Origin of the sequence: Immundisolibacter sp., assembly GCF_014359565.1 — a bacterium.
Classification (GTDB): domain Bacteria; phylum Pseudomonadota; class Gammaproteobacteria; order Immundisolibacterales; family Immundisolibacteraceae; genus Immundisolibacter.
The window spans coordinates 52,475-63,991 of record NZ_JACIZD010000007.1 but is presented as its reverse complement, the minus strand read 5'-3'; the positions used below and the strand labels follow the sequence as shown (position 1 = coordinate 63,991).

At 64.4% G+C, this 11,517-nt stretch carries 11 protein-coding genes; 1 reads left to right on the top strand and 10 read right to left on the bottom strand.

Annotated features, from left to right (window positions below):
• Positions 1-34 precede the first annotated feature (34 nt).
• From H5U26_RS09865 to pilM, 10 genes are all read right to left on the bottom strand, one after another.
• On the bottom strand, positions 35-340 hold the full coding sequence (locus H5U26_RS09865) for a YciI family protein (protein ID WP_290619167.1): 306 nt from the start codon (positions 338-340) through the stop codon (positions 35-37).
• 10 nt (positions 341-350) lie between these two features.
• Positions 351-905 (bottom strand): heme-binding protein, encoded by a 555-nt coding sequence (locus H5U26_RS09860; RefSeq protein WP_290619166.1) that lies wholly within the window; start codon positions 903-905, stop codon positions 351-353.
• A gap of 100 nt (positions 906-1,005) precedes the next feature.
• Positions 1,006-2,154: a deoxyguanosinetriphosphate triphosphohydrolase gene (locus tag H5U26_RS09855; RefSeq protein WP_290619164.1), complete on the bottom strand. Its 1,149-nt coding sequence runs from the start codon at positions 2,152-2,154 to the stop codon at positions 1,006-1,008.
• Entirely contained in the window at positions 2,154-3,245 is a 1,092-nt protein-coding gene (gene aroB / locus H5U26_RS09850) for a 3-dehydroquinate synthase (protein ID WP_290619162.1), read from the bottom strand. The genes H5U26_RS09855 and aroB overlap by 1 nt, the downstream gene beginning before the upstream one ends.
• Positions 3,217-3,753 carry a shikimate kinase AroK gene (aroK, locus tag H5U26_RS09845; protein ID WP_290619160.1) on the bottom strand — a complete coding sequence of 179 codons (537 nt, stop codon included), beginning with the start codon at positions 3,751-3,753 and terminating at the stop codon, positions 3,217-3,219. Before aroK ends, aroB begins: the two co-directional genes overlap by 29 nt.
• A gap of 12 nt (positions 3,754-3,765) precedes the next feature.
• Positions 3,766-5,889: a type IV pilus secretin PilQ gene (locus H5U26_RS09840; RefSeq protein ID WP_290619158.1), complete on the bottom strand. Its 2,124-nt coding sequence runs from the start codon at positions 5,887-5,889 to the stop codon at positions 3,766-3,768.
• Positions 5,890-5,920: 31 nt separating this feature from the next.
• Positions 5,921-6,448 (bottom strand): pilus assembly protein PilP, encoded by a 528-nt coding sequence (locus tag H5U26_RS09835; protein ID WP_290619156.1) that lies wholly within the window; start codon positions 6,446-6,448, stop codon positions 5,921-5,923.
• Positions 6,445-7,065 carry a type 4a pilus biogenesis protein PilO gene (pilO, locus tag H5U26_RS09830; RefSeq protein WP_290619153.1) on the bottom strand — a complete coding sequence of 207 codons (621 nt, stop codon included), beginning with the start codon at positions 7,063-7,065 and terminating at the stop codon, positions 6,445-6,447. Before pilO ends, H5U26_RS09835 begins: the two co-directional genes overlap by 4 nt.
• On the bottom strand, positions 7,062-7,622 hold the full coding sequence (locus H5U26_RS09825; protein WP_290619152.1) for a PilN domain-containing protein: 561 nt from the start codon (positions 7,620-7,622) through the stop codon (positions 7,062-7,064). Before H5U26_RS09825 ends, pilO begins: the two co-directional genes overlap by 4 nt.
• Positions 7,609-8,688: a type IV pilus assembly protein PilM gene (gene pilM, locus H5U26_RS09820; RefSeq protein ID WP_290619151.1), complete on the bottom strand. Its 1,080-nt coding sequence runs from the start codon at positions 8,686-8,688 to the stop codon at positions 7,609-7,611. Before pilM ends, H5U26_RS09825 begins: the two co-directional genes overlap by 14 nt.
• 416 nt (positions 8,689-9,104) lie before the next feature.
• Between pilM and H5U26_RS09815 the strand changes: the two genes are divergently transcribed.
• Positions 9,105-11,357, top strand: coding sequence for a PBP1A family penicillin-binding protein (locus H5U26_RS09815; RefSeq protein ID WP_290619150.1), 2,253 nt, complete (start codon positions 9,105-9,107; stop codon positions 11,355-11,357).
• Positions 11,358-11,517: the final 160 nt, after the last annotated feature.

Sequence of the window (11,517 nt, the reverse complement as noted above, 5' to 3'; positions counted from 1 at the left end):
GACGGCGTACCAGCGCGGCGCCCGGCGGACCGCATCAGTCCGCCGGCAACACCTTGATGTACGGCTGAATCCAGTAGTTCTTGAACACCCCTTCGGCGTAGTAGGGGTCTTCCTTCAACCACTGCTCGGCGGCTTCCGCACTGTCGAAGTCGGCCACGATCAGGCCGCCGGCAAAACCGGTCTTGGTCGGATCCTCGCCGGCCACCCTCGGAAACGGGCCGGCCATTTTCACCTTGCCCTCGGTCACGAAGCCGCGCAGGCGGTTCAGGTGCGCCTCGCGCACCTTCAGGCGCCGCGGCAGGCTGTCGGCCACATCCTCGATCCAGATTGCATAAAGCATGGGAACCTCCTTACTTCGTCTTGCGTTTGGCGCCGCCACCGGCCGGCGCGGTGGATTTGACGGCCTTCGCGGAAGCTGCCGCCTTTGCCGCTTTGACGGTCTTGCCAGCCTTGCCGGGCTTGGCCGTGGCCGCCAGGGGATCGGCAGAATCGGTCGGAAAGCCGAGCTTGCGCAGGCCGACCAGCGAGCACTCGATGTCCAGCTCCACCGGCCCGCCGCTGGTGCCGACGCCGCCGATGATGTCGCCGGCCTCGTCCTTGATCGGAAAGCCGCCGGCCACCATGCAAAAACGCTCGTCGGTGAACTGCAGGCCATGGCCGAAGCGGTCCGGCGTAATCATCAGTTCGCGCACCTGGGCCGTGCTGCGGTGCAGCGCCACAGCGGTCCAGGCTTTCTTGATGGCAATGTCCGGATTGGCGATGCGGCCTTTCTCCGGGCGCAGCACGCCGCGCAGATTGCCGCCCATGTCCACCACCGCCACGGTGGACGGAAAACCCTTGGCACGGGCCAGGGCCACACCCTCGGTGAGGATGGTCTGTACTTCTTCCAGGGTCAGTTCGCGCACCGTGCGCTCCTCGCTGTGTGGCTGGTGTGAATCGTGGGCGGCCTGCTGACGCCGCAAGCTTGGCACAGCCCGCCGTGGACGGTAAACGCGCCGACCGCCGTCAGTCCGGCACGCTGCCCAGCAGCGCCGAGTGCTGCGCCAGGGCGTAGCGATCGGTCATGCCGGCGACGTAGTCGGCCACCGCGCGCGCGCGGCCACGCCGGCCGTGATCCCGCTCGCGCTGCTCGACGCGGGCCAGAGAATCGGGGGGCAACAGCAAAGGGTCGTCCAGGAACGCGCCGAACAGGTCGGTGACCACGCGCCGGGCGCGGCTGCTCATGCGCCGCACGCGATAGTGCTGGTAAACGCGCCGGTTCAGGATGGCCTTGAGCCGGTCGTTGTCGGCGCGCATGGCATCACCAAAGGCGATCAGCGGACCGGCGCTGCACCGCACCGCGTCCAGGCTCGTCACGCCGGCCGCGGCCAGCCGCGCGGCGCTGGTTTCCCGCAAGTCCGCGATCTGCGCCTTGATGATGCGACGGATGATCTCGTGCTGACCGACCCTGCCGGGCAGCGCGCCGAATTCGCGGTGCACGGCATCGTGGTGGGTCTTGAAGAAGGTCGACTCGTCGGCCAGTTGCTCGAAGCTGAGCATGCCCGCGCGCAGGCCGTCATCCAGGTCGTGCGAGTTGTAGGCGATCTCGTCGGCAAGATTGGTCAGCTGCGCCTCGAGCGTGGGCTGCCCGCCGCTCAGAAAACGCTCGCCGACGTCGCCGAGCTTGGCCGCGATCTGCGGCGCGCAGTGCTTGAGGATGCCCTCGCGCGTCTCGAAGCTCAGGTTGATGCCCGGAAACGTCGGGTAGCGCTGCTCCAGGCTGTCGACGATACGCAGCGACTGCACGTTGTGCTCAAAGCCGCCGTAGTCGGCCATGCAGGCGTTCAGCGCGTCCTGCCCGGCGTGGCCGAAGGGCGTGTGGCCCAGGTCGTGCGCCAGTGAGATGGCTTCGGCGAGTTCTTCGCTCAAACCCAGCGAGCGCGCCAGCGAGCGACAGATTTGCGCCACCTCCAGCGAGTGCGTGAGGCGGGTACGAAACATGTCGCCTTCGTGGTTGACGAACACCTGCGTCTTGTATTCGAGACGCCGAAATGCACTGCAGTGGATGATCCGGTCGCGGTCGCGCTGATGCTCGGTGCGATCAGCGGGTGCCGGCTCGGCATGACGCCGGCCGCGGCTGTTGTGGTCGCTCGCCGCGTACGGGGCCAGCGCCATCAGGCGGCCCTGGACGCCCGTGCGGCGTCGATTACGGCCGCCAGAACCTCTGTCTCGACGCCGCTGACGATCACGCCCTGACCAATCGCATCCAGCGCCACCAGCCGCAGTTGCCCGTCCTGCACTTTTTTGTCGCCCGCCATGTAGCCAAGCAGCGTATCGGTGGCTATGTCGGGCGGCAGTTGCGTCGGCAATTCGGCACGTTCAAGTAATGCTGCTACGCGCGCAACCGCCTCGGCAGGCAGGCGCCCCAAGCGATGCGACAGATCGGCCGCCATCAGCATTCCCAGGCCCACCGCCTCGCCGTGCAACCAGGCGCCATACCCGGTTGCCGCCTCCACCGCATGCCCGAAGGTGTGGCCCAGGTTCAAAAGCGCCCGCTGGCCGGACTCGCGCTCGTCGGCGGCGACGATCGCGGCCTTGATCTGGCAGGACCGGTAGATGGCATGCTGCAGCGCAACGTCGTCGCCCTCGAACAGCGTGTCCAGTTCCCGCTCGATCCAGGACAGGAACGGCGCGTCCGCAATCAATCCGTACTTGATGACCTCGGCAAGCCCGGCCGCCACTTCACGTCGGGGCAAACTGCTCAACGTGCCGGTGTCCGCCAGCACGCAGCGCGGCTGATGGAAGGCACCGAGCAGATTCTTGCCGCCCGGCCGGTTGACCCCGGTCTTGCCGCCGACCGAGGAGTCCACCTGCGCGAGCAGTGTGGTGGGTATCTGGATGAAGTCGACGCCACGCTGGTAGGTGGCTGCCAGAAAGCCCGTCATGTCGCCGACTACGCCGCCACCGAGCGCCACCAAGGCCACGCGCCGGTCGAAACGGCCTTCGATCAGCTGGTCGGCGAGCGCGGCGTAGGTTTCCAGGGTCTTGGAACCCTCCCCCGGCGGGAACTGGAGCAACAGCGGCCGGTAATCGGCCAGCGCCGCACACACCCGCGTCCCATACAGCCCCGCCACCTGACTGTCGCTGACCACCACCACCCGCCGACCCAGGATATGCGGGCGGTACAGCGCCGCGTCGTCCAGCAGGCCGGAGCCGATGTGAATGGGGTAGCTGCGATCAGCCAGGTCGAGTCGTAAAGTGCGCATCCGCCAAACGATCCAGAACGTCCTTGACAGTGGCGCCCACCTTGCGGCCCGGTGACTCGACCACGATGTCCGCCACGGATTCGTACAGCGGCTCGCGCATCTCGGCCAGATCGCGCAGGCGCTGCTCAGGATCGTCGGCCTGCAACAGCGGGCGATGAGTCGAACTTCGCGTGCGGCGCAACTGCTCGGCGACCGAAGTTCGCAGGTACACCACCGTACCACGGCTGCGCAGCAGTTCCCGGTTCTCCGGCAGCATCACCGCGCCGCCACCGGTAGCCAGCACCACGCCGGACAAGGCTGTCAGGTCGCTGAGCACCTGATGTTCGCGCTTGCGAAAACCGGCCTCGCCCTCGATCTCGAAGATGATCGGGATCGTGGTGCCGGTGCGACGCTCGATTTCCTCGTCACTGTCGAAGAACTCCAGCCCAAGACTCTGCGCCAGCCGACGCCCGACCGTCGTCTTGCCGGCCCCCATCGGGCCTACAAGAAAAATGCTGCGCCGCGCCATGCAGTCGGTGCCTTAGGGACTGGCGGTGGCCAATCCCTCGCGCACGATCTTGGGCGTCACGAAGATCAGCAGTTCCTTCTTCTCGTTGCTGCCGCTTCGGTTGCGAAACAGCATTCCGACGTAGGGCAGGTCGCCAAAAAACGGCGTGCGGACCACGTTGTTTACCTTGGTCTGCTCATAGATGCCGCCGATCACGATGGTCTCGCCATCGTTCACCAGCACCTGCGACTGCACCTTCTGCGTGTCGATGGCCGGCTCACCATTGTTGTTGGTGGCCGTGGTATTGAGAGCGTCCTTATTGACCTCGATATCCATGATGATGTGATCGTCCGGCGTGATCTGCGGCGTCACCTTCAACTGCAACACGGCTTCCTTGAACTCCGTGTTGGTCGCGCCGCTGGCCGACGCTTCCTGGTAAGGGAACTCCGTGCCCTGCGAAATGACGGCCTCCTTCTGGTTCGACGTAACCACACGCGGATTCGAGATGATTTCCCCTTCACCCTCGGCCTGCAGCGCCGACAGTTCAAGTTCCAGCAAGCGCCCGAAGGGTAGCTTGGCGATGGCAAGACCGATGGATGTGGGGTTGAACGGTACGCCCTGCAAGCGCTGGGCGGGCATGTTGACGTTCAGTCGACCGTTCGGATCACCACTGCCGAATCCCGCCGTCAAGGTCTCCTTATTAATCAGTTGCTGGGTGCCCTGCAGCGTGCCCGAAACCGCCGTTGTCCCGCCGGCGATGTCGCGGGTGTCGCTGGCACCGAAGCGGACGCCGAGATTCTTGCTGAAGTTGGTGCTGGCATTGACGATGCGCGACTCGATCAACACCTGCCGGACTGGCACGTCCAGCACCTTCATCAGCTCGCGGATCTCCGCCAATTTCTGTTCGGTGTCGTTGACGATCAGCGTATTGGTGCGCTCATCGACGGTTACGTTGCCGCGCTCGGTCAGGACCTTGCGGTCTGCGTTCTTGAGCAAACCCGCCACATCCGTCGCCTTGGCGAAATTGACCGGCATGAATTCCGTGTACAGCGGGGCAAGCTCTGCCAGCTTCTGGCGCGCTTCATACTCTGCCTGCTCGCGCGCGGCGATCTCCTCGGCCGGAGCGATCCACATGACGTTGCCGTCCTCGCGCTTGCCCAGGCCCTTGGTGGTCAGAATGATGTCGAGCGCCTGATCCCAGGGAACGTTCTGCAGGCGCAGCGTGATGTTTCCGGCAACCGTGTCGGCAGCGACCAGATTCTTGCCGGTGAAGTCGGCCAGCAACTGCAGCACCGCGCGCACCTCGATGGTCTGGAAATTGAGCGATATGGGCTCCCCGACGTAGGCCTTCTTCACATTCCGCAGCGCGGCCGGGTCATCACGCACCGGAGAGACTTCGAGCGTGTACAGTCCGTTCGCCTGGTAGGCCAGATGCTCGAACGGCCCGGTAGTGGCCACTTCCATCCGCACGCCCCCGGCGTACTGGCGGGTTTCCACCCGCGTCACCGGCGTCGCAAAATCGGTCACGTCAAGGCGGCGGCTGAGCTCGGCCGGCAGGCCAACGCCCTTGAAATCAATGACCACACGCCCACCCTGCGGGCGGGTGTCCACCTGCACATTCGGCGACGACAAACTGACGACGACGCGGCCTTCACCGCGCTCGCCGCGGCGAAAATCCACCCCGCTGACGCGCGGCGCGCCCGATGACACCGCGGCCCCGGTCCCGGCGCGAACCGCCGCCATGCCCGCGGACGAAGGAGCCTCGAGCATTATCAGGAGCTTGTTTCCAGCGGGCCGCGTGGTCCATCGCACCGCCTGATTCAGGTTCACGACCAGCCGCGTGCGACCTTCCGCCGGCACCACCGTCACGCTCTGCACGGCCCCGGAGTCGATCTGCCGGGTACGCTGGGCAAGCGAGGAACCCACCGCCGGCAGGTCGACAACCAGGCGCGGTGGATCGCTGATCATAAAAGTGTTGCCCGACGGTAACTCACCGTCCGCCTGAATTTGCAACTGCAGCCCCCCGGCCGGGGTTGGCGCATGGTCGATGCCGGTCAGCGTCACCGCGTGCAGGCCGGTGCTCAGCAGCAGCATCGGCAGCATGACCGCCGACCAACTGACGGCCTTTCGGAACAAAGACCGATGACGACGTTTCATTTGATTCATCTCCCTGGCCATCGTCATACTGTTACTGTTCCACGATTGCTACTGATGCCTGACGCTCCATCCAGCCGCCGGTGCCATTTGGAACGAGCTCGACCAACTGCACCACGCTGGGCTCGACCTGCGTCACACGGCCGTAGTTCTCGCCAATGTAATTCCCAACCCCGACCCGGCTGATGGTTTGATCCGGCGCCTGAATCAATGCCCAGGTCGCGCCTGCCCGACTGAGCGTACCGACCATCCGCAGCGCATCCAAGGGATAGGCCTCCAGCGCTTCCTTACGCCGATCGAGGTCGGGACGAGGCCCCTGGGCGCCTGCGTCTGCGACATTCTCGATCCGCTGTTCCTCCAGCGTGTCCAGGAAAGGGTCTTTGAGGTCGTCCGGCTTGTAAACGAACTGCTCGTAGGGCTTCAGGACCGGCAACGGATCAATCGACACCTTCTCCGAAGCCCTGACCTCATCCATCCAGGCATACAGATCCTCATGACTTCTGCCGCAACCGGCCAGCGCCAGGCAGACCAGAGTCAACAGCGCACTACGGCCCCCGCTCAAGGTTTGTCCTCGTCCTGGTATTGGTAAGTCTTGGCCATGCCCTTCATGACCAACAAATTCGAATCCTTGCCAACCGGCGTCAAGCTGAGGTCATGCAGGGTCACAATCCGCGGGAAACCGGCGACATCACTCGCGAACTCCGCCAGCTGATGATAGGTACCCGTCACCTCGATGCTGATGGGCAATTCCGCATAGAATCCGACCGGACGTGCCTCGCCGGGCTGGAACAGCTTGAACTCGAGACCGCGCCCCAGCCCGGCCTGGGTAATCTCGACCAACAGGTTTGCAATCTCGTTGCTGTCCGGCAACTGCCGGCGCATGGTCTCGAAGCTCTCCTTGAGCTGGACCAGCTGCTCGCGGTACGCGTCCAGATTGACTGCCTGTCGGTACTTGACGACAAACTGTTGCCGCAGCTGCTGCTCGGCCTGGCGCCGCGACTCGAGATCTTCCAGCGTTTTGCTGATGACGAAATAGTAGCCGGCAATCAGTATCAGCAAACCCACCAGCGCGATGGCAAACATCTTGCCCGCCGGCGGCCATTCCCCGGCCGCCCGCACATCGATGTCACGCACGTCCAGACTGCGAAGATCGAACTTGCGAAGATCATCCAGAGTCATTGCGCTGGCTCGTCCTTGGCTACGTGTTGCGGCACCCGAAGCTCGAACTGACTCGCGTGCATGCCGCGGTACTCGCCAGCGCGCGCAACAAGCAACGTCGAAGGATCGAACTGCTCGGAGTCGTCCAGTTGATGCATGTAGGTGGACACGCGTGCATTCGACTGGGCCCAACCCTGCAAGCTGAGGGTCGAATCGCGCTGCACGAAGTTGGTAAGAAATGCACCTTCCGGCGTGCTGCGCGCCAAGGCATCGAAAAGGCGTACCGACATCGGGCGCTTGACCTGCAATTCCTGGATCACGTCCATCCTTGCCTGCAGCTTTGCCTTTTGTGCCTGCAGATCCTTAATCTCACGGATTTTTATGTCCAAGAGAGCAATCTCGCCACGCAAGATGTTGTTCCTGTCTTCCTGCCGGCCAACCGCCGCCAACGCGATCAATTGCCACACCACCACCATTACGACAGCGGCAAGCGCTCCGGCCCCGAGCATCGCCAGAAATTCGTTCTGCCGGCGCTGCCTGCGCACGCGCCGCCATGGCAGCAGGTTAACGCGAGACATCGGTCGTGCTCCGCATGGCCAGACCCGCCGCGATCATCCAGGCATGACCGTGTTCGCGCAAGCGGGCAGCGTCAATGCCCGGCGCAAACTCCACCCCCAGAAACGGATTACCGACTCTGGTATCCAGCCCGAGATAGCGACCCACGATTCCAGCTGCTCCGGCCAACCCGGCACAGCCGCCGCTGAGCACGATGTGATCCAATGAAGACTGCCCGGTGGCGGAAAAAAACACCTGCAACAAACGTCCGACCTGGTTGGCCAAGGAGTCCAGAAATGGCTCGATGATGGTGCTGCGCCATTCTTCGGGGAAACTGCCTTCCAGCAGGGCCGCGCTGGCCTCGGGATAGGCCAGACCATAGCGCTCCTGGATTTGCTGCAGCAGCTGCTCGCCACCGAAGGACTGTTCACGCGTGAACAGCGTGACACCACCCTGCAAGACGTTCAGTGTCGTGGTTGAAGCACCGACATCCACCATTGCGGTAACACCGGTGCGCGCCGTGGGTGGCATCTGCGGCGCAATCAGGGGAAAGGCCGATTCCAGCGCATACGCTTCGACGTCTACGACCGCGGCAGCAAGTCCTGCTGCCGAGAGCGGCTCGAGCCGTTTGTCAACCACCTCGTTTCGGGCAACGATCAGCAGCACATCCGCCGTCTGCGGGTTGCGAGCATTTGGACCCAGGACCACGAAATCGAAATAGACATCGTCCAGTGGGTATGGAATGTACTGATCCGACTCCAAAGTGATCTGTTGTTCGATATCAGCGTCCGAGAAATCCACCGGCATGGCGATCTGGCGACTGATGATCTGCGATCCCGAAACCGCCAGGGCAACGCGACGACGTTTGCTGCCGGCCCGGGTCAACGCTTCGCCGACGGCCCGCGCAACGGCCTCTGCATCCGCCACTGACCCTTCGGCGACCGCTCCGTGCGGCAACCGAACCTGCGCGCAGGACTCCACCCGGAACCCCCTGGAGGTGCTGTCGAGGGCCAGGAGCCGCACCGCCGACGTGCTAATATCGAGCCCCAGCAACGGCGGAATTCTTTGTTTAAAGATATTGTGAATCAAGTGATTACCCGAACCTTGGGTGTCCCCCGCCCGATCGCCCCAGCGACCCCCCGCTGCCACAGCTATCGACCCTTGCGCTCAAGGCTTGAGCGTTTATATCACAGGGTGCTGAGGAAAACGCCAGCCGTTGTGCAACCGCCCGGCGCCCCGGCCCGGCGCATCACAATTCGCCTGGCCCGCCGTTTGCCAACGCAACAACCGGACCAGAAATTCAATAGGCGCCGGGCGGCATCGGCATACCCCCCGCCCGGACTGCTCCATTTAGTGTGCCGCCTGTGCCACGGAACCAGGGTGCCGGGTAACCGCCCTGGGGCTGCGTCACTCCGGCGACTTGTCGGGACCCCAGCACCATTATGAAGCGTTGGTCGCCTGTGGTCGCGGCGGCTATCGCGAACCTCGCTTTACTGCTTTCGCTGGTGGCCGTCGGCGGATACCTCCTGCTCGAACGGGAGCTGCCGGCGGTCGATCAGCTGGCCCAGTCCCGGCTTGCACAGCCGCTGCGGATTTACTCCCTGGACGGGCAACGCATTGCCGAGTTCGGCGACCAGCGGCGCGTGCCACTCGATGGCGGCGCCCTGCCCGAGCATCTGGTGCAGGCAATCCTGGCGGCAGAAGATGCCAATTTTTTCGAACATCCCGGATTTGACACCGGCGGCCTGGCAAGGGCGGCCTGGCAACTGCTGCGCACAGGAAAAATGCGCCAGGGCGGCAGCACCATCACGATGCAAGTCGCCCGCAATTTTTATCTGAGCCGGGAAAAATCGTTTCGTCGCAAAGCGCTCGAAATTCTGCTGGCGATCCGTATTGAGCAAAACTTGAGCAAGGACCAGATTCTGGGCCTTTACGTGAACAAGATATTCCTCGGCAACCGGGCCTATGGCTTCGGCGCGGCTGCCGAGCTTTATTACGGACGACCGGTCGACCAACTCGACGTGGCTGAGATGGCGCTGCTGGCAGGGCTGCCTAAGGCGCCCTCGCGTGACAACCCGCTGGTAAATCGCCAACGCGCACTCGAACGACGCGACTATGTGCTCGGACGCATGCATGCCCTGGGCTACCTGGACGCGGACGGCTACCGCCGTGCGCTGGCGCATGTGGACACGGCCGGTCACCACGGCTTCGCGCCGCAACTCGAAGCCGACCATGTCGCCGAAATGGCGCGCGCCTGGATGCTGGAACGCTATGGCGACGCCGCGTACGAGAACGGCTACCAGGTCATCACCACGATCCTCGGCACACAGCAGCGGGCCGCCAATCAGGCGCTTCGGTCGGGTTTGCGAGCCTACGACCGCCGACGCGGTTTCCGTGGGCCGATCGGCCGCCTGCCGGACACCGAACTGGGCGATCAGGCACAGCTGCAGGCCCGCCTGCGTGCCTTGCCCACGGCCGCAGATCTGCTGCCAGCCGTGCGCCTGTCGAGCGGCCAATACCTGTCGGCTGCCGGCCCCATCAATCTGGGCGACCGGAGCGCCGATCGCTTTGGCGCCCGCTGGCAGCCGCGCAGCGGCGACGTCGTTTACCTGTCGCAGGGGGCCGACGGATGGCGCCTTGCCCAGCTGCCGCAGGTGGAGGGGGCATTCGTGGCCCTGCGGCCTGGCACCGGCGCAATCACCGCCCTGGTCGGCGGTTACGACTTCAACCGCAGCCGCTTCAACCGGGTGCTACAGGCGCAGCGCCAGCCCGGATCCACGTTCAAGCCGTTCATTTATGCAGCGGCCCTGGCCACCGGCTATACGGCGGCATCGATCATCAATGACGCACCGGTGGCCTTCCCGGCCGAAACCCCCGACGGGTATTGGCGACCGGAGAACTACACCGGCCGCTTTTACGGGCCGACGCGCCTGCGTGAGGCCTTGGCGCAGTCCCGCAATCTGGTTTCCGTGCGCCTGCTGAACGCGGTCGGCGTCGATTTCACGCGCCGCTACTGCCTCAGGTTCGGTTTCGCGGCCGAGCGCTTGCCGGCCAACCTATCGCTGGCGCTTGGCACGGCCTCCGTCACGCCGCTGGAGCTTGCCGCCGGCTACGCGGTGATCGCCAACGGCGGCTTTCGCGTCGACCCCTACGTGGTCGAGCGCGTGCTGGATTCGCAGGGTCGGGTGCTGTGGCAGGCCCCGCAGGTGGTGTCCTGCGAGGCTGATTGCGCAGTCGACCCCGCAGCAACCGATGCGGTGACACACGCGCCCCGCGTGCTGCCCGCCACCGATGCCTATATCCTCAATTCCATGCTGCGGGATGTGATCGACCACGGCACCGCCGTACGCGCCAAGAGCCTGGGACGCGCCGACCTGGCCGGCAAGACCGGCACCACCAACGATGAGCGGGACGCCTGGTTTGCCGGTTTCAACAGCCACCTGCTGGCCACGGCATGGGTCGGCTTCGATCAACCGCAATCGCTTGGCAAGGGCGAAACCGGCGCCCGCGCAGCGCTCCCCATCTGGATGGATTTCATGTCGGCAATACTGCCGGAGCTCCCGGTCGGCTACCCGCCGGCACCCGCCGGCCTGGTCGCGCTGCGAATCGACCGTCACAGCGGCCAGCGAACAGTCGACAGCGGACCGGACACGCTGTTCGAGTGGTTCAGTGCCGATCGGCTGCCTGCCATCCTGGCGACCCAAACCTCGGCGCCGGACGACACGCCGACACCGGCGCAGGAATCAAATCTGTTCTAGGAATCGAAGCCACCTGGCGGCCGCCCCTTTGTGGAGCATGCGTGATATGCATGCACCAACTTGGTGAATGCTGAAGCGGTATTTTCGGTGGATAATGCCGGCCATGTGCGGATACTGGCTTGGCACATCTGCTGCTTTCCAGCCTTCGTCCTCATATTGG

Coding starts and splice junctions, on each gene's coding strand:
- H5U26_RS09865 (WP_290619167.1), bottom strand. CDS start 340: ATGCTTTATGCAATCTGGATCGAGGATGTGGCCGACAGCCTGCCGCGG.
- H5U26_RS09855 (WP_290619164.1), bottom strand. CDS start 2,154: ATGGCGCTGGCCCCGTACGCGGCGAGCGACCACAACAGCCGCGGCCGG.
- aroB (WP_290619162.1), bottom strand. CDS start 3,245: ATGCGCACTTTACGACTCGACCTGGCTGATCGCAGCTACCCCATTCAC.
- aroK (WP_290619160.1), bottom strand. CDS start 3,753: ATGGCGCGGCGCAGCATTTTTCTTGTAGGCCCGATGGGGGCCGGCAAG.
- H5U26_RS09840 (WP_290619158.1), bottom strand. CDS start 5,889: ATGAAACGTCGTCATCGGTCTTTGTTCCGAAAGGCCGTCAGTTGGTCG.
- pilO (WP_290619153.1), bottom strand. CDS start 7,065: ATGACTCTGGATGATCTTCGCAAGTTCGATCTTCGCAGTCTGGACGTG.
- H5U26_RS09825 (WP_290619152.1), bottom strand. CDS start 7,622: ATGTCTCGCGTTAACCTGCTGCCATGGCGGCGCGTGCGCAGGCAGCGC.